The 17,535-nt window shown below is 38.8% G+C and carries 16 protein-coding genes and 1 tRNA gene; 3 read left to right on the plus strand and 14 right to left on the minus strand.

The window, feature by feature from the left end; translation table 11 throughout:
* Nucleotides 1-7: 7 nt before the first annotated feature.
* Complete coding sequence (locus QM524_RS23260; RefSeq protein WP_283346442.1) at nucleotides 8-688, minus strand: pseudouridine synthase; 681 nt, start codon at nucleotides 686-688, stop codon at nucleotides 8-10.
* A 126-nt stretch (nucleotides 689-814) separates the two neighbouring features.
* Between QM524_RS23260 and QM524_RS23265 the strand changes: the two genes are divergently transcribed.
* The gene (locus QM524_RS23265) at nucleotides 815-937 is read left to right on the plus strand and encodes a hypothetical protein (RefSeq protein WP_283346443.1); all 123 of its coding nucleotides are present in this window, start codon (nucleotides 815-817) and stop codon (nucleotides 935-937) included.
* Nucleotides 938-967: 30 nt separating this feature from the next.
* On the opposite strand, the gene QM524_RS23270 is transcribed toward QM524_RS23265, so the two are convergent.
* From QM524_RS23270 to QM524_RS23280, 3 genes are all read right to left on the minus strand, one after another.
* Nucleotides 968-1,417 carry a GNAT family N-acetyltransferase gene (locus tag QM524_RS23270; RefSeq protein ID WP_283346444.1) on the minus strand — a complete coding sequence of 150 codons (450 nt, stop codon included), beginning with the start codon at nucleotides 1,415-1,417 and terminating at the stop codon, nucleotides 968-970.
* A 157-nt stretch (nucleotides 1,418-1,574) separates the two neighbouring features.
* On the minus strand, nucleotides 1,575-1,793 hold the full coding sequence (locus tag QM524_RS23275; RefSeq protein WP_283346445.1) for a hypothetical protein: 219 nt from the start codon (nucleotides 1,791-1,793) through the stop codon (nucleotides 1,575-1,577).
* A gap of 250 nt (nucleotides 1,794-2,043) precedes the next feature.
* Entirely contained in the window at nucleotides 2,044-3,063 is a 1,020-nt protein-coding gene (locus QM524_RS23280) for an RluA family pseudouridine synthase (RefSeq protein ID WP_283346446.1), read from the minus strand.
* 239 nt (nucleotides 3,064-3,302) lie between these two features.
* Here QM524_RS23280 and QM524_RS23285 point away from each other — a divergent pair, with 239 nt between their 5' ends.
* Nucleotides 3,303-4,226, plus strand: coding sequence for a 1-aminocyclopropane-1-carboxylate deaminase/D-cysteine desulfhydrase (locus tag QM524_RS23285; protein ID WP_283346447.1), 924 nt, complete (start codon nucleotides 3,303-3,305; stop codon nucleotides 4,224-4,226).
* 114 nt (nucleotides 4,227-4,340) lie between these two features.
* Here the strand turns inward: QM524_RS23285 and QM524_RS23290 are convergent.
* From QM524_RS23290 to QM524_RS23320, 7 genes are all read right to left on the minus strand, one after another.
* Nucleotides 4,341-4,424, minus strand: a tRNA-Leu gene (locus QM524_RS23290).
* A gap of 165 nt (nucleotides 4,425-4,589) precedes the next feature.
* Complete coding sequence (locus QM524_RS23295; protein WP_283346448.1) at nucleotides 4,590-6,248, minus strand: hypothetical protein; 1,659 nt, start codon at nucleotides 6,246-6,248, stop codon at nucleotides 4,590-4,592.
* Between the two features lie 94 nt (nucleotides 6,249-6,342).
* A complete protein-coding gene (locus tag QM524_RS23300; protein ID WP_283346449.1) occupies nucleotides 6,343-8,547 on the minus strand; it encodes a hypothetical protein in 2,205 nt (734 codons plus the stop codon).
* Nucleotides 8,544-9,728 carry a BatA domain-containing protein gene (locus QM524_RS23305; protein ID WP_283346450.1) on the minus strand — a complete coding sequence of 395 codons (1,185 nt, stop codon included), beginning with the start codon at nucleotides 9,726-9,728 and terminating at the stop codon, nucleotides 8,544-8,546. Before QM524_RS23305 ends, QM524_RS23300 begins: the two co-directional genes overlap by 4 nt.
* A gap of 49 nt (nucleotides 9,729-9,777) precedes the next feature.
* Complete coding sequence (locus tag QM524_RS23310; RefSeq protein WP_283346451.1) at nucleotides 9,778-10,629, minus strand: DUF58 domain-containing protein; 852 nt, start codon at nucleotides 10,627-10,629, stop codon at nucleotides 9,778-9,780.
* 89 nt (nucleotides 10,630-10,718) lie between these two features.
* Nucleotides 10,719-11,705, minus strand: a complete 987-nt coding sequence (locus QM524_RS23315) for an AAA family ATPase (RefSeq protein WP_388045003.1) — start codon at nucleotides 11,703-11,705, stop codon at nucleotides 10,719-10,721.
* Between the two features lie 108 nt (nucleotides 11,706-11,813).
* The gene (locus tag QM524_RS23320; RefSeq protein ID WP_095163416.1) at nucleotides 11,814-12,428 is read right to left on the minus strand and encodes a DUF4159 domain-containing protein; all 615 of its coding nucleotides are present in this window, start codon (nucleotides 12,426-12,428) and stop codon (nucleotides 11,814-11,816) included.
* Between QM524_RS23320 and QM524_RS23325 the strand changes: the two genes are divergently transcribed.
* Nucleotides 12,399-12,590: a hypothetical protein gene (locus QM524_RS23325; protein ID WP_283346452.1), complete on the plus strand. Its 192-nt coding sequence runs from the start codon at nucleotides 12,399-12,401 to the stop codon at nucleotides 12,588-12,590. The two genes, QM524_RS23320 and QM524_RS23325, sit on opposite strands and share 30 nt — an antisense overlap.
* A 159-nt stretch (nucleotides 12,591-12,749) precedes the next feature.
* On the opposite strand, the gene QM524_RS23330 is transcribed toward QM524_RS23325, so the two are convergent.
* From QM524_RS23330 to QM524_RS23340, 3 genes are all read right to left on the minus strand, one after another.
* Nucleotides 12,750-14,090, minus strand: a complete 1,341-nt coding sequence (locus tag QM524_RS23330; RefSeq protein ID WP_283346453.1) for a TldD/PmbA family protein — start codon at nucleotides 14,088-14,090, stop codon at nucleotides 12,750-12,752.
* Between the two features lie 42 nt (nucleotides 14,091-14,132).
* Nucleotides 14,133-15,773 (minus strand): TldD/PmbA family protein, encoded by a 1,641-nt coding sequence (locus QM524_RS23335; RefSeq protein WP_166579858.1) that lies wholly within the window; start codon nucleotides 15,771-15,773, stop codon nucleotides 14,133-14,135.
* A 424-nt stretch (nucleotides 15,774-16,197) separates the two neighbouring features.
* Entirely contained in the window at nucleotides 16,198-17,514 is a 1,317-nt protein-coding gene (locus QM524_RS23340) for a TldD/PmbA family protein (RefSeq protein ID WP_283346454.1), read from the minus strand.
* Between the last annotated feature and the right edge of the window lie 21 nt (nucleotides 17,515-17,535).

Consider the following 17,535-nt stretch of genomic DNA (forward strand, 5'->3'; position numbering starts at 1 on the left):
TCACCTATCATGCGCCTATCAACTCTCCAACTTCTCGGTATTCATTCGGTTGTAAATCTTCGAGATGGACTTGATCTATTCTGATTCTTTTCAGGGACAAAACTTCGTATGCTAGTTTGTAACACATTCGACGTATTTGCCTATTGAGTCCTTGAACTAGGATAATTCTGAATTTGTACTCATCAATGGCCTCTACCAAACATGGGAGCGTTGTTTGTCCCATAATCGTAATGCCGCTAGACATTTGCTGAATAAAAGAGGCTGTAATCGGCTTGTCAACCTTTACGATATATTCCTTTTCGGTTTGATGCTCTTTACGGAGTGTTTTATCAAAAACTCTTCCATCGTTGGTGAGCAGTAAAAGTCCTTCTGATGCTTTATCGAGACGACCGACAGGAAAGAGTTTTTCTTCGAAAGGTAAAATAGCTTGTAGATTATCGGGAATAGCTTGATTGAGTGTTGTTTCTATTCCAACAGGTTTATAAAAAGCGATATAATACAGTTTTTTTTCTTCTCGTAATATTTCACCATCGCAAATAATCTCCTCAAAGGGCTGTATTTCTACATTTTCAAATACCTGTTTACTAGCCACCCTACACGCACCAACTGAAATAAGCTCAAGCGCTTTTTTATTGGAAATCTGTAAGCGTTTTACTAAAAAATATTGAAGTCTATTCCTAAAAGTCATGGGTTTGGATTGGACGGGTTCTATGCTTTGGCTATCGGCTTTTGGCTATCGGCTCTGGGAAAAACTTTTTGGTATTTAGACTTTTTCATTGGATTTTTTAAAAAACAGTTGAAAACTGTTGAAAAAATGAGTCCAAGACTAAGTCTTGAACTAGTGGAGATTGCTTTGGATTGCGGATTTGAGATGTGGGATTTCGGAATTTTACAGACTGGTAATAACTCCGAAATCCCACATCCCAAATTGTCATGAAACTCTTGCCTAAACCCTCTCCCCTAGTCCCTAATAATCAATATGCACATTAATCCAACCAGCATCGAAGCGAGCGCCAAATTTCTTGTAGAAATTAATCGCAGGTTCATTCCAATCTAACACTTGCCACATCAAACCCGTACAGTTATTTTCTTTGGCGATATCAAAAGTTCCTTCCAAGAGTTTTTCACCTACGCCCTTACCACGCATTTTTTCACGAACTACCAAGTCCTCCAAATACAAACGTTTGCCTTTCCAAGTAGAATAACGGTAGTAATACAGCGACATACCTACCACTTCGCCATCTACTTCAGCAAGGATTGCCCCATAAACAGGGTTTTCACCAAATCCGTCGATATACATTTGTTCTACGGTATTAGTCACCTGCTCAGGAGCTTTTTCGTATACTGCCAACTCCATAATCAAGTCAAACATCACTGGGAGGTCTTCAGGAGTAAATTTTCTAATAATAACAGACATTGGGAAATGGTTTTAGGAAATAAAGAAAGACTGAATATGCTTTGTTGATAGTCTATTTATTTCAGTGATGATTTTTCAAATATAATAAAAAAGTCAGTTGCGAGGCTTTCACCTAACAACTGACTAAGCTTACATTTTCAGAGAAATTAATTTGTTTCTAAAAATTGTAAATAATATCTCCATTCAATCCGATAAAAATCCAACCTTTTTGCTCTAATTCCCGCAAGAGGTTATGTGGATTTTGAGGAGGATGCGAGCCCACAAAAAACGTGGAAATGTAGTTTTTTAAGGACTTGGCCTTTTTAGGTCTTTTAGCTCGTTCGATGCCTGCTAAATAATCGACTAAATCTTCTGTTTCGGTAACAAAGGTATTCATGGCTTTACAAGAACAAATTGTTAAGAACTCAAAAAATCGTGTAAACAAATGTGAAAATCCATTTACACATCAACTAAAAAATGGGAAATCTTTTAGAAAATAATCAATACTATTTTAGCGATAATTCATGAATAAATGTCAACACGATGTTTGCTTAAATCATGAGTTACTCAAATCATATTTGTAACAAAAATGAACACTTATCACGATGAAAAGTATCAGCTTTGAATTACAAAATAATAAAAAAAATCTATTCGTTGTTCACGTATTTCTCCCATTTTTCAAGCAGATTTTGCATATCTTCAGGTAATTCTGAATCAAACTGCATAAACTTTCCAGAAGTGGGATGAATAAAACCGAGCGATTTTGCATGCAAAGCATGACGAGGGCAAATCTTAAAACAGTTGCCTACATATTGCTCATATTTTGAAAACAAAGTTCCTCTCAAAATTCTATCGCCACCATAAGTGCTATCATTGAAAAGTGGGTGACCAATATGCTTGAAATGCACACGAATTTGGTGCGTACGCCCTGTTTCAAGATTACATTTTACCAAGGACACATAACGTAAGTTTTTCAAAACTTTGTAGTGTGTCACTGCATGTTTACCAACCGAACCATCAGGAAATACTGCTCGAATTTTTCGGTCTTTTATGCTACGACCGATATGTCCTGTAATAGTGCCCTCTTCATTTTTCAGTTCGCCCCAAACCAGCGCATAGTAAGTACGCTCGATGCTATGGTCAAAAAACTGTTTAGCCAAATGTGTCATGGCATAATCGTTTTTGGCGATTACCAACAAGCCAGAAGTTTCTTTGTCGATACGGTGTACCAAGCCTGGGCGTGCCTCTCCATTACGATGGGTGGGCAAATTTTGAAAATGATATACCAAAGCATTCACTAGTGTCCCCTCCCAATGTCCAAAAGCAGGGTGAACCACCATTCCAGCAGGCTTATTGACTACCAACAAATCGTCGTCTTCATAAACAATGTCCAAAGGAATATTCTCAGGCTCGATACCACCTTCACGTGGAGGGTGTGGTAAAGATACCGTGACAACATCATAAGGTTTTACTTTATAACTTGCTTTGGTTACGCTTTCGTTGACTTTAACAAGTCCTAAATCTATTCCATTTTGAATCTTGTTTCGAGTTGCATTTTGCATGCGCATCATCAAGTATTTGTCAAGACGCACCAGTTCTTGACCTTTTTCTACTATCATTCGATGATGTTCGTATAATTCTTCTTCGTCTTCTTCCAGTTCTTGCATAATTTCGTGTTTTCAAGTACAAAATTATTAATTTTTAAGAAAGAAAACCCGAATAAGTTGCGAAGCAAATCTTATATCAAAAAAACAACAAGCCAAATGCCTGATTTTCAAAAACATACCATTTGTTTTAGTTATTCTAAAAAGGCAATTGAGCTATAGGAAACGACTTTCATCAGGATGAAAATCAAGATATTTTTATCGAAATTTCACTCCCAAACCCAACATTTTAGATTTTGAATATGCTAATTTCCCCATCATTTGAGCTTCCTGTTTCTCCTGTACAAACAATTTTTCATCCTGTTTTAGAAAAAGTAGGTGTCAAATTGATTTTGAAACGCGATGACTTAATTCATCCAAGTATTTCAGGAAACAAATGGCGAAAAATGAAGTATAATTTGGTAGAAGCCCAACAGCAAGGCGCCAAGCAGCTCATTACTTTTGGAGGGGCTTATTCAAATCATATCTATGCCACTGCCTCCGCAGGGAAAGTTTTTGGGTTTGATACACTAGGAATCATTCGTGGCGATGAACTAAATCCACAGTCGAGTCCCACATTGCAATATGCAGCCGAAAATGGAATGCAGTTCAGGTTTGTCAGTCGAACAGCTTATCGAGATAAAGAGGAGATTTTAGAACAATTGAAGCAGGAAAATGTAGCTTTAGAAAAAGCCTATTACCTACCCGAAGGTGGTAGCAATCATTTAGCTTTAAAAGGTTTAGCAGAATTGAGTCAAGAGATTTACCAACAAACCCAACCTGACTATATCGTTTCGGCAGTTGGTAAGGGCGGTACCATTGCAGGCATACTTGCTTCGAGCAATGCCCCTACGCATATCATAGGAATTGTAGCACTAAAAGGAGCAAAAGAGGGACTCTTTCGAGATATTCAAGAATTACTTTCAGAACATCCTGCAATTGATTTTACACGCTTCACTCTCCTCGACGCCTATCATTTTGGAGGATACGCCAAATATAATTCAACACTACTAGATTTTATCAAAAACTTTGAAAGCTATAATCCAGCAGTCCAACTCGAACAAGTCTATACAGGCAAAATGCTGTATGGCATCATCGATTTAGCAGAAAAGGGGTATTTTAAGAAAGGGAGCGAAGTCGTGGCTGTGCATACTGGCGGTTTGCAGGGAAGAAATAATACACTATGAAATAATACCCGATTGAATTACAATACTACGCAGACCAGATGAAGATATCACCAATAGAAGTTCAGGTAGAAAAAGAGCAAAAAAAAGAGGAACAAATTTCTTTGTTCCTCTTCGTACCCAGAGCCGGAGTCGAACCGGCATGCCAATGAAGGCATTGGTGTTTGAGACCAACGCGTCTACCAATTCCGCCATCTGGGCATTTGGTATTCAAGTAAACTTGAATGCGAATCGTTGTTCTGTCGTTTCGTGATGCAAAGGTAGAGAGTTTTTCTTTATCCTCCAAATCTCTCCACAAGAAAAATCAATAATTATTTTCTTTCTTATGGTAAAAAAATAGCATTTTTATCTATTCCAAGGGCTTTTTCACCATTTTGGTTCTACCCATAAAGCCGTAAGAATGAATAGAATAAGCCCCCACCAAAGCCAAGGAGAAAGGCTAGATTGTCGGGCAATTGATAGTTCTATATTTTTTTGATTTTTTTCTGAAAAATTATTTCCAACATACATTTTTAGTCGTTGCAAATACGCTAAATCCTGTGTTGAGTCTTCGACATATACTGATAAACTATCAAAAAGTGGTTGCCAACCCGTTTTCGTAAATCGGTAATTTTGGTACTCGTTTTGCGAGTTCAATGACGACACCGATGGTTTCAGCGTATCTTCTCCGACTTGCCAATCTACATTTTTCTTAAGAGTATTCAACCTGATTTGTGTGGGAATATTAACAAAAACAGGAGCATTCACTTGTACCGATATTGGTTCGAAAGGAAGAACAGCCTCTAAGGTGGATGCCCAAATTTTGTTATAGGTAACACTATCGCCGCTAAGCATCAAAGGATAGGTTTCGTTTAGCAAACTAAGTCCCACTCTCCCCTTTTGGCGTTGTACGGCAATAGGGTATTCCTTCAAGCTTTTCTGCCAAGTATTTGGTTGAATTTGATAGGGCAAAGCAGTCAAATCATTGGATAATTGGATAGCTTCTTGAGTTGAGCTTTTTGTCAGTCGCCATTGTGTTCCCAACGCCTGATTTATGATACGTGTTTCTGTTTCGGGATTGCTTAAATTGATAATCAAAACGCCTTTATTTTCTCCTAATACCTTCTTAACTCTGGCATCGGCGGCTAAGTTAGAATCTGTCACAATCAAATCGTAGGATTTAAGACTTTGCTTGGTATTGATTTGAAACTGATTTTGGGTATTCTTCGCTACTTTCGTCCAAATTTCTACCTTATATCCTCGTTTGCCCATCCAGTCGGCCAAAGTTTTACTTTCAAAATCGGGGTTACTTTGCAATACCAAAACGCTTTTAGCGGGCTTTTCCATTACTGCAAAATGGATAGGCTGTAAAAGCTTTTCGCCAAGCCATAGCTCACATTTGGCTTTTCCCTTAACAAAAGCTGGAAAGATAAGGTTAAAATCAACCAAGCCTTTTTTGAGCATAAGACTATCCAACACTTGTTCTCCAATTTTCAGGCTTAACACTTGTGTTTGCTCACTCAATATTTTACCACTCACACGTTGTAAATCTCCTCTGTACAAAACCCCTTCCCAACGGATAGACTGAAGCTGATTACTATTCCAAGCTGGTAGCCATTTCCATTCTTTATCGAGCAATTGATTGAGCAAAGTTGACTCAAAATGTGTTCCAGCCAAATAAACTGTACCTATTTTCGAAATCCATGCTGGATGCTCGTTAATGGATTGTAATAATTCTTTTTCTGTAAAACTTTCAGCTATATGAAGGCTATCTTGCCAATGTTGAAGGTTTGTATGTGGTATATTTTGTTGATAAATTAAAATCTGATTTGAATCAGAAGAGCGTGTAAAAGTGGGTTGTAAAATCCAGCCCAATATGCTTATCCAAAGTAAAAAATTGAGCAATACTTTTACACGCCATCTTCCTTTTGAGCGATTTCGCCCAAGGGATACTATTTGTACTATTCCCATAATCAACACAGCTACCAATAAGATTATATTGGATACCGTGTTGAGTTGGAATTGAAAGTTTATCTGTATAATCATCTGGTTTTCAATATTTTTCTGTAGAGACATTGCGTGCTATTTCCTATAGATTTTTGATTTATCTACTTGAAGACCTTGCACGAAAGGTCTCTACCTAATTGATTGCCCAATTTTTAAAAAAGGATTTTTCCAATCTTTTTTCAGATACGTTGCCTTGTGGCGTTGCTGATGACGGTTTGGGTAAATCTGTATTGAGTAAGGCAAAAATGCGAGTGTTCAGGCGTTTGGCTTGTATTGAGTCCAAGACTTTTCCGCTTGCCAGTTTTTGTAAATCCGACAAAATACTCCATTGGTCCATACCTGTATTCAATACCTTCTGGCTCAATGCCATACTTAAGGTAAGTACCTTTTGTTTTTGCAAACCATTGAGCGATTTTTCTTCTTGTAAATAGCCCATTACTTCGGCTGCCAAAGCGGTTAATTGTGCTTGAGATAGATTTTTTGCATAACTAAATTTTGTATTAAACTTAGTTAACTCTCCCGATAAGCGTTTTTCTTTTTCCTTGATCGGAGGCGGATCGAAGCTTGTCTTTTTGGCAAAAGTTCGGGCTTTGTGTTGGGCTGCTTTCAAAAATTCTAGCGCCTTTTTCTCATAAGGCAAGGCCTTTTCGGGCTCATACATACGCAAATGCAGTTCGGATTGCCACATTTGTTCTAGTGAAGATTTCAGCAAACTTCTGGTCGATTGTTCGTAAAATGTATTTGCCTCACCATCATCATGCGAGTGTACATAATCAGCCAACATACTTGCCAAAGGATCTTTATTGTCGTCATTTGACTGTTCATGATGATGATGCTCTTCCTCATGTTTTTCAGCTTGGTCATGATCATGCTCACCTTCATCGTGTGCATGACGAAAACCTTTTAGAATATCGCCATCTTTGTCAGCATTGTCTGGAAGGGGATTGCCTCCTCCTATCGAATTTTCGAACTCTTCACCCAAATATTGTCCGTATCTCAAACGCAGCGTTTTTTGGTCAAACCCAATCTCGTTTGAGGCACTTTTAAACTCCTTATCTGCTATTTTTTTACGTTTAGCAATCAGTTTTTCGGTATCAATAATAATCTGTCTTTGACTTCTGAAATACTCAGGCATGATATTCATGGCCATCGTTGCCAAATCTGATTCTTCAGCCTTGGTTGTATCCTTATAAACAATAAAATAGGTATCTGATTTTGTAAAGTTTGGCTTTGGACGACGGTTGTCAATAGCTGCCCAATAATAATACAATTCGTCTCCTGGGGTAAAATTGAGTGATTTTAAGTCAATAGATTTACTCAATTGTGATGATTTGAATGCCTTTTGTGTGATAGGCATTTTTACTTCACGAAACTTTACATTTTCACCGCTACCTCTTGCCAAAGTCGCAATCATATAGACCTCATTTACCATAAAATCATCCGACACTTTGGCATTCAACTGTACTGTTTTCGGGTCTTTGAGGTAATGAAAACTATATAATTCTTTGCTACTTGGCTCAATTTTAGGGGCTGCATCTGGTAAGGCCTCCAAGCGATAATAGTCTGAAGCATAAATCAATGAATCTTTCCAATAAGCTTTTATGGCATACAATCCTGAGCTCAACAATTGGTCTTGATAGACATACTTATCTTCTTTTAGGGTAAAAGGAAGTTCAGTTCCTCTGGCATTACTGAGCCTTACTTTGAGTTGATCTTGGTGTAAAAATGACAACTGCCAAGTCAAATTTGAGCCTACAATAGCCGAAGCATTTAGTTGCTTGGATTGCACCGTTTTCAAACCAGTATAAGCTGGCGGTACGACTGTTAAAAGTGCTTTTTCGAATTGGGGTGGTATGGCTGGCGTATCTTTTTTTCCAGAAACAATTTCTGTCAAAGACTTTTCAGAAAGTTTTTGAACAAAAGATTGGTCAAACAAAACGGTCAATAAAATCGATGCAGCAACAGCTCCCAAATAATACCATAAGTGATGCGTAAAAACCCAAGGTGTTTGAATATTACCTTTTTCAAGCAAACGATTAAGTTGGAGCTGCTCAGCAATATTGAGCTCGTTTTTCGCTAATAAGTCTAGGCTATATTCGGTATTATCGATTTTTTGATGCACCAAGCGAATGGCCTGTTGGTGTTTTGTAGAAAAAAAGCCTTTCCAAAAAGACCAAGCTGAAGCAACGACAAAAGACAAAGCCCATGTCCAGATGACATTGGGGAAGTAATAATGAAGCCAAATAGCCATTACGCCGAAAACGGATAGCCCTCTGAGCAAATCCTCGGTATGCAATTGCCATTTAACTTTTGATATGATTTGAAAAAAAGGATTCATACGTTTCGGTGAATTGCGAGCCAGCGCTCAAGACTAAGCAATAAAACCAAGAGAGTGATTAATACTGCGGTAAACCATTCTGTTTCGAGCGGTTTGACTAATTTTTGTTCCTTAAATAAGGCTTTCAACTGGCGATTTGAAATGGTATTATTCTCAGCTTTTATTCCTTGAAAGTCTAGAATTTTCTCTAACAACCATGCAGGAAATTTCCCCTCAAATACTGCATCATCAGTTTGAGGATTCATTGAGCTTGACCACTCTATCACATTCGAAGCCAAGGACTTTTGTGGATGCTTATCACTTTCAGGAATCAAGTATAATACTTCAGGATTTAGCACTTGAGGGATTTGACTAGTACAAACTAACTGTGCTTGCTCCTTTTGATTATTATCCAAAAATTGAATCGGAAGTTGATATACCTCCTCTATGGCCTTCAAACTAGCTTTCAATGTTTTTTGTGCAGATTCAGACGTTGAAATCCAAACCTTCAATGCGCCTTTTTGTACTATTTCTGGATTATTTACAGTTACTATTCCTAATTGTCCTTCAGTATTCAAGCCTATATTTTTTTGTCCATCTACTTGCCAAACCTTTACTTGATGTTGCCTAATAGTATCAGGAATAGCGTGTAAATTCAGTGGAGTTGAGTGATAAATTACGGGTAAATTTGTCAATGACTGTTGGTTCACCACATACAATTCCACAGACTGCTTTGGATACTTTTTCCCTAAATCAATAAGTGCATTTTGTAATACTCTTGCCTCTATAATTTCTTTAGGTTGTTCAGACAAATCTTTCAGTTCACTGGGAGAGTTTTCTATCCAAAAACAAGGTTCACCTTTTTTGAGAGCTTCCTCTATTTCAAATCGAAAGTTATTGATAACCAATGTGTTCGGCTCTATCAGATGGATTTTAGAGAAGGAGGAAGACGTTTGAAAAGTATTCCAAAGTGGCTTGGCTAAAGCTAAGCATAGCAATAGTACAATCGCCAAACGCAAGATTAATAGCCAAATATTATCAAGGCGTATTCCTCTAGCTTGTTGTAAGTTTTTCTCGCCTAACCACTGAGTTGCAGCCCAATCTAGTCGTTTTCCTTGTTTCTGATGCCAGAAATGTATCAGAATCGGAACCGCTAGACCAAACAAGCCCCAAAGCAATGTTGGCGTATTAAAATCTATCATTAGAATAGTCAAAATTTGAAAGTTCAAAATCAGCTTGATTTATGTTACATCAAAGTATCTCTCGGATAATACCTGCAATAGAATCTTTGAGACTGATTTTTTTCCAGTAAACAAAGGGTACTTTTAAATCTGATTCGATTTGTGACAAAAACGATTCGGCATTGGCTTTGACTTCAGCTTTAATTTGCTCTGCCTGAAGCTCCACTTCTTGACCTGTTTCTAAATCTTTGAAACGGTAAAATCCTTTTAAATCAAAATCGAGCTCATGCTGTCCAAGTACTTGAAAAACATAGATTTCACGTCGTGGATTCGCTAATTTTTTCAATAACTGAATCCATTCATTATCCAATTGTAAAAGGTCTGAAGCAAAAAAGAGTATCTCTTTTTGTTTTTGTTGAAAAACGGGAAAGCTCTTGGTATCGCTTGTCCATTTCCCAGATGCTTCTGCTTTTTCCAAAGCATATAAAATTCGTTGGAAAGCTTGCTTGCCTGCGGCGACTAAAGTATGTACTTGGTTGTCTTTCAGCACATATAAACTCAGTTGATCGCCTTGTCGAAAACCCATGTAGGCAATAGAAGCCAACAGTATTTTGCAATATTGTAGTCGACTTACACCCTCTTCGGTATAATTCATCGACCCCGAAAGGTCAAGTACAAAACGGATATGATAATTACTTTCGGTAGAAGACTCTCGCACTAAATGTTTTTGAGTACGGGCAAAAAGTTTCCAATCTATGCGTTTGGGATCGTCTCCTATTTCATAATGTCTATATTGCTCAAATTCAATCCCATAGCCGTATCTTTTACTGGCGTGAATCCCTAACATAAGTTCCTCACTTACCAATTTGCTGGCTAATTGGAGATTGGTAATTTTTACTAATTCGGAACTGAGTAAAGCCATTCTTTGAGTTGTGAGTGATGAGTTTAGAGTGATGAAATACAGCTTGTCCTTCAACTCTTTAGCTCAATGATTATCCATTTTTCATTATTCTATTTTCCTGAAAGCATAGCTTTGATTACATCATCAGGAGCGATACCTTCGGCTTCTGCACGGAAATTGAGAGAAATACGGTGGCGCAAAATAGGATAAGCTAGCGTATGGATATCCTCAGGAATAACAGCAAAACGTTCATTTAACACGGCACGTGCTTTGGCACATAATACCAAGGCTTGTCCCGCACGTGGACCTGCACCCCAATCGCACCATTCTTTTACAAAAGCCGAGCTAGTTGTATCAGGACGAGTACTTCTTACGATGCGATTGACTTCCTCTATCAATTCATCACTGATGTGTACTTGACGCGTTAGTTTTTGTAAATCCAAAATATCTTTATCGCTCATTACGGCTGACAAAGTTGGTTTTCCAGAACCAGTGGTGCTTTTTAATACTTGTAATTCTTCAGCTTCGGAAGGATACCCTAGTTTGATATACAACAAAAAGCGGTCGAGTTGTGCCTCTGGCAATGGATACGTACCCGCTTGTTCGATAGGGTTTTGTGTAGCAATAATGAGGAATGGTTTTGGCAAATCGTAGTTGGTACCCGCATAAGTCACCTTGTATTCCTGCATGGCTTCGAGCAAAGCAGCTTGCGTTTTGGGTGGCGTACGGTTAATTTCATCGGCTAAAACGATATTGGCAAAAATAGGCCCTTGGCTAAATTTAAAGAATTTCTTGCCTGTTTCGTGGTCTTCTTCCAAAATTTCAGTACCAACAATATCGCCTGGCATAAGGTCCGGCGTAAATTGGATACGTTTGAATTGCATTTCGAGCGCCTCCGAAATCGTTTTTACCATGAGAGTTTTGGCCAAACCCGGCACACCTTCGAGTAGACAATGCCCACCCGCCAAAAGGGAAATAATAATCTCGTCGATAGCCTCCTCTTGCCCGATAATAACTTTTGCGATTTCCTTTTTGAGAAGCGGTAATTTGCTCACCAAAGATTTATAATATTGAAGCTCTTTTGTTTCCAGTGTCATTTGTTAATGAAAATATAGTGAGATGGCTCTATCTGTTTAGCCATTAATTGTCGTAATTGAGAGTGCTCATCATTAGCAATTTTGCCTTTGATAAAGATTCTTAAAATCTTACATGGTCAAAGCATAATTGATGATATTGACACCAAATTTGGTATTATCCTCGGCAAGCCAACGTTTATTGCGAAAATCATAATCCCATTCGCAACCGTAGTCTTTGTTGCTATACAATACGCCAATACGTCCGTTGATGGTAACTGCTTTGAGATAATCATGCACAAGATCGTCGCCCCAGCCATTTAGTTCGAAGCTAGTTGTGGGCGGACCTTCAAATTCGAAGAAACATCGATAAATTTCGTGAGTATTTGGAATCTTTTGAAGGGCTTTTTGTCCAAAAGTTTTAGCCATTTCTTGCTCGAATGATTTTGCAAATAGCCCATCAATATCGTGATTACAATCGTCTACAAATACGAATCCACCATTTTGTACATATCGGTGAAAAATATCTCTTTCTTTACTCGAAAACTCTACTAATTTATGACCACTCAAATAGCAGAAAGGGCTTTTAAAAATCTCGTTGCTACTCAATAAAACCACTTTTTCCTTTTCATCAATTGGAATAGTGGTGTACTCAACCAACGAATTAAGCAGATTGGAGGGCATTCGTTGATCGGTATCCCAGTCGCCTGAGTTATATTGAATACGAGTAAATACAAATGGTTTCATAATTTTGAGAGTCGTGATACTGTAAGGGCTTTGGGCTTTGGGCTTTGGGCTTTGGGCTTTGGGCTTTGGGCTTTGGGCTTTGGGCTTTGGGCTTTGGGCTTTGGGCTTTGGGCTTTGGGCTTTGGGCTTTGGGCTTTGGGCTTTGGGCTTAAGAAAATTTGAATTCTTTGATTTTCTACTCAAATTTTCTCTATTTTCTAAAAACTATTGTGGATTTGAGATTTCTGATTTCGGAAATATAAAAACCTTTATTTCATATCGTAATATCCGAAAAAGTCTCTTTTACTTCCGAAATCAAAAATCAGAAATCCGACATCATTACTACACTGCATCCGACAATGATGAGAACGTAAATTCACGAATCTTCATTGGAGGTACCATATAGTTGGCGTTTGATTCAGTACTTACAACACGCTCTGTTTTACCCAACATCTCTAGGTTGTTCAACATAATGATTGGGCTTTCGTTGAAGCGGAAATTTTTTACAGGATACTTAATTTTTCCATCCTCTATCAAGAAAGTACCATCACGTGTTAGACCTGTTTGTAATAAAGTCTGCGGGTCAACAGGGCGAATGTACCAGAGTTTTGTAACCAAAATACCTCGTTTTGTACTCTTAATCATTTCTTCGAGCGTGGCAGTCCCCCCTTCCATAATCACATTACTTGGAAATGGTAAAGGCTTTACTTTTTTCTGTTGTGCCCAATAGCGAGAATAGGCTAGGTTTTTGACCACACCTTTTTCTATCCAAGTCACTTTTTCTTGTGGTTGACCATCACCTGCCCAAGGAGCACCAGGAAGCGCTGGATAAGCAGGGTCAGAGAAAATTGTGACACGTTCGTCGACAATCTTATCGCCTATTTTGGTTTTTCCACCTTGTTTACTAAAAAACGAACGACCTTCGTCGGCGCTACGAGCATCCATATCAAAATAAATGCTTTCGAGCAATACCGCTGCGGCTGTTGGTTCGAGGATTACCGTGTATTTACCAGGCTCTAATGCTTTGGCATTTTTAGAACCCATTGCTTTTTGCATCGCAATTTTGGTAGCAGCCACTGTATCCAATTTTTTAACGTCGTTGTACCCTCTAGTTACATAACCCGAACCTGTACCGTCCTCTGTACGAACGGTCAGGGAGAAATTAATACCTGAGTCTTTATAATAAGCAAACAATCCTTTCGAATTCATCATGGCAGAAAAGCCTTTTTGATCTTCCAGAAAGCCTGCCGCTACTAATTTTTGTGGACGAGCCAACTCCAGACTTTTGAAGACCATCTCTGCACGAGTATCAGGATTGATATTCGCTGTATCTTCTACGTATCCTAATGAGTGACTTTTATACTGCTGTGGTCCCAAAAGTCCTACATATTCAGGATTTTCTGGGGCAAGGCGAGCTAATTCTTCCGAGCGACGAACTACTTTTTCTAAAGAAGCATCATCAAACTCGTCGATAGTAGCCACACCTACTTTTTTACCAAATGCAGATTGTACTTGTAAATTCTGATTGATTAATGCACCACTAGTCGAAACTTCGTTACGTGCATATCGAATATTGCCACGAATATTTCCTAATAAATTAGCCTCACATTCGTCGGATTTTGAATAGCTCATCACCTTTTTTAACAAGGCTTTTGCTTCTTCTTCGGTTAATATTACAGACATAGTTTTCTTGAGAAGTTAAAGTGGAATAAAGGTTTATGGTTACTAAATTTTACGTGCTGTATTGATGACATTTACGCCATTGAAACGCGCAGTCGAACTACCATGAGATACCGCACTTGATTGAGAAGGCTGACCTTTTCCGTCGAAGAACGAACCACCTAAACGATAATCACGATCGTCACAAATCTTTGCACAAGAATTCCAGAACTCTTGTGTGTTAGATTGGTAAGCTACGTCTTTGAGCATACCCACAATTTTTCCATCTTTAATTTCATAGAATAACTGTCCACCAAATTGGAAGTTATAACGTTGCTGGTCAATAGAGAACGAACCGTCGCCAATGATATAAATACCTTTTTTAACGTCCTTAATCATTTCGTCTACCGACAATGGTTCTTTGCCTGGAGCAAGTGAAACATTTGCCATACGCTGGAACTGAACAGATGACCAACTATCGGCATAGCAACAACCATGTGATTCGGTTTCGCCAATGATTTTTGCTTGATCACGAATGGCTTGATAGTTTACTAACTTACCATCTTTGACCAAATCCCATTTTTTGGTTTTTACACCTTCGTCGTCCCAACCTACAGCACCTAACGAACCAACTTGAGTTTTGTCAGCAAAGAAATTCACGATATTGCTACCATAGTTGAAGTTTTTACTTTGCCATTTGTCTAAAGTAGCGAAAGATGTTCCTGCAAAGTTTGCTTCATATCCCAATACACGGTCAAGTTCGAGCGGGTGCCCTACTGACTCGTGGATGGTCAACCAAAGGTGAGATGGGTCGAGAATCAAGTCATATTTTCCTGCTTCTACCGACTTAGCTGCCAATTTTTGCTTTACTTGTTGCGAAGCTGCGATGATGTCTTCCATCATATCATAGCCTTTGTTGTAACGAGTAGTTACACCAGTTACTTTATCTTTAGGGTTGGTTTGAAGGTATTCATAACCCATACCCGAAGGAGCACTCAAAGTCTGACGATTTTCGAATTTACCCGTTTTAGGATCAATCGCAGTTACCGTAAATACTGGCCAAATACGATGTACATCTTGGTCGATATACGAGCCATCAGATGAAGCGAAGTATTTTTGTTCATTTACCAAAAACAAAAGAGAGTTAACATAATTTGCGCCATTTTTCATAGCAGCATCATTAACGCCCAATAACAAATCTACCTTTTCCTGAATAGGCACTTCAAAAGCATTTTTTTGGATAGGCGCTTTCCAGCTTACTTCACCAAATCCTTTTTGCGGTGCAAGTTCTACAGGCTGACTCATCAGTTTTGCATTCGCTTTTGCGATTGCCACTGCTTGCTCGGCTGCTTTGGCTGTATCTGCTTCTGTTTTAGCATCTACCACAGCCGCAAAACCCCAACAACCATTGGCAATGACACGTACACCTACACCATACGACTCGGTGTTGACGATGTTTTGCACTTTGTCTTCACGAGTAATCACAAACTGATTAAGATAACGACCAATACGAACATCCGTATAAGTTGCACCTTTTGCCTTGGCAGCATTGAGGGCTGCATCTGCCAAACGTTTTTTCACGGCTACATCGATACCTTCATTGAGAAAGGATTCGGCAGCAACGGACCTGCCCATAATCGGAATATTAGGTAGCATCATTGCTCCTAAACCTAGACCCGACATCTGGATAAAATCTCTTCTTTTCAAGTTTTTTTTAGTTTATTAATTGAAAAATCGTTTAAAAGAGGCGTTCTCTCAATTTTGGCTGTAAGTAGTTATCCGTTAAATGTTAATAGAAAGAGAAAATCATCAGACATCATGTATATCATGGATGACTCGATTTTTTACCCTTTAGGATACTTCCGTATAACTAATCAACATATAACCAATAACCTATTAAGACTATCAAACGCTTACAAAAGGCAATAAGAGCCTAATTGAGAGGTTTTCCCAATCTTAATTTACCAAAATTTCAAGAAGATGCCCAGCTAGCCAATGGCTGATTTTGATGAATGGCTTTTTTTCGTGGTAAGCGGAAAAGGTTTTCGGCAATGAGCTATTGGCTATCAGCAATCAGCTTTTGGTTATGTAAAGCTGACTGCCGACAGCTGATAGCTAAAGGCTATAATACCTATACTGCATCCGATAAGCTACTGAAGGTAAAGTCACGGATTTTGAGAGGTGGCACTAACGACCCACCAATACGAGTTGGCTTGCCCATAGCCTCAAGGTTGTTGAGCATAATCACAGGGCTCTCGTTGAAACGGAAGTTTTTGATTGGGTATTTGATTTGACCATTCTCAATATAGAAAGTACCATCACGAGTAAGACCTGTATATAACAAGGTTTGAGGATCCACCGCACGGATATACCAGAAGCGCGTCACCAGAATACCTTTATCTGTACCTTTGATCAAGTCGGCTAAAGATTCTGTACCGCCCATCATGATAAAACCACCTGGGTTTGGTACGGCTTTTACCCCTTTTTTCTCAGCCCAGAAACGAGAATAAGTAAGGTTTTTTACCACACCATTTTCAATCCAAAATACTTTTTCTTGCGGACGACCATCCCCAGCAAATGGAGAACCCGGAATTTCGATGTTCATTGGGTCTGAGTAAATATTTACTCTTTCATCGAAGAGTTTTTCGCCTAAACGAATACCTCCTCCTTTTTTACTCAAGAAACTACGACCTTCATCGGCGTTACGTGCGTCCATACTTCTCATCATATTCTGAAGCAAATCAATAGAAGCCGCTGGTTCGAGAATTACGGTGTATTTACCTGGTTCCAAAGCACGAGCAGATGTCGACGCCATCGCTTTTTGCATCGCTATCTCAGTTGCTTGCTTGGTACTTAATTTAGAGACATCGTTGAAATCACGAATGGCATAGCCAGAACCCAGACCATCGGCAGTACGTACTGTGATAGAGAAATCTACTGATGTAGCTTTGTTGTATCCAAAAAGTCCTTTGCTATTGCCGATGGCATTAAATCCTGTACGATCTTCCATATAACCTGCCGCAGTCAAGTTTTTCTTGCTACAAGGGTCGATACTATCAAATGCAGCATTAGCACGATAATCTGGAGAAATATCTGCTGTTTTTTGTGAAAAACTTGCAGGCTCTAAATATTGCTGTGGTCCTAAGGCAGGAACAAATTCAGGATTTTCTGGAGCTAAACGAGCAATTTCTTCGGCACGTCTTACGGCTTTTTCCAAAGATTTATCGTCGAATTCGTTAATCGTAGAAGTACCCGAACGCTTGCCAAATACTGCGGTAATAGAAAGTGATAAGTTGTATGATTCTCCACTCGTCGAAACCGAGTTACGAGCATAACGGATATTACCCGTGCGACCTCCTGAAAGTGCCACACTCATCTCGTCAGCTTTTGAAAAAGACAAAACCTTATCTATGATTTTTTTAGCTTCTTCTTTCGTTAAAATCGTCATTGTTGATGCTGTTTAAGGTAA

It is taken from the genome of Flectobacillus roseus (assembly GCF_030056595.1).
GTDB classification, from domain to species: Bacteria; Bacteroidota; Bacteroidia; order Cytophagales; family Spirosomataceae; genus Flectobacillus; species Flectobacillus roseus.

Coding starts and splice junctions, on each gene's coding strand:
- QM524_RS23260 (WP_283346442.1), bottom strand. CDS start 688: ATGACTTTTAGGAATAGACTTCAATATTTTTTAGTAAAACGCTTACAG.
- QM524_RS23265 (WP_283346443.1), top strand. CDS start 815: ATGAGTCCAAGACTAAGTCTTGAACTAGTGGAGATTGCTTTGGATTGC.
- QM524_RS23270 (WP_283346444.1), bottom strand. CDS start 1,417: ATGTCTGTTATTATTAGAAAATTTACTCCTGAAGACCTCCCAGTGATG.
- QM524_RS23275 (WP_283346445.1), bottom strand. CDS start 1,793: ATGAATACCTTTGTTACCGAAACAGAAGATTTAGTCGATTATTTAGCA.
- QM524_RS23280 (WP_283346446.1), bottom strand. CDS start 3,063: ATGCAAGAACTGGAAGAAGACGAAGAAGAATTATACGAACATCATCGA.
- QM524_RS23285 (WP_283346447.1), top strand. CDS start 3,303: ATGCTAATTTCCCCATCATTTGAGCTTCCTGTTTCTCCTGTACAAACA.
- QM524_RS23295 (WP_283346448.1), bottom strand. CDS start 6,248: ATGATTATACAGATAAACTTTCAATTCCAACTCAACACGGTATCCAAT.
- QM524_RS23300 (WP_283346449.1), bottom strand. CDS start 8,547: ATGAATCCTTTTTTTCAAATCATATCAAAAGTTAAATGGCAATTGCAT.
- QM524_RS23305 (WP_283346450.1), bottom strand. CDS start 9,728: ATGATAGATTTTAATACGCCAACATTGCTTTGGGGCTTGTTTGGTCTA.
- QM524_RS23310 (WP_283346451.1), bottom strand. CDS start 10,629: ATGGCTTTACTCAGTTCCGAATTAGTAAAAATTACCAATCTCCAATTA.
- QM524_RS23315 (WP_388045003.1), bottom strand. CDS start 11,705: ATGACACTGGAAACAAAAGAGCTTCAATATTATAAATCTTTGGTGAGC.
- QM524_RS23320 (WP_095163416.1), bottom strand. CDS start 12,428: ATGAAACCATTTGTATTTACTCGTATTCAATATAACTCAGGCGACTGG.
- QM524_RS23330 (WP_283346453.1), bottom strand. CDS start 14,090: ATGTCTGTAATATTAACCGAAGAAGAAGCAAAAGCCTTGTTAAAAAAG.
- QM524_RS23340 (WP_283346454.1), bottom strand. CDS start 17,514: ATGACGATTTTAACGAAAGAAGAAGCTAAAAAAATCATAGATAAGGTT.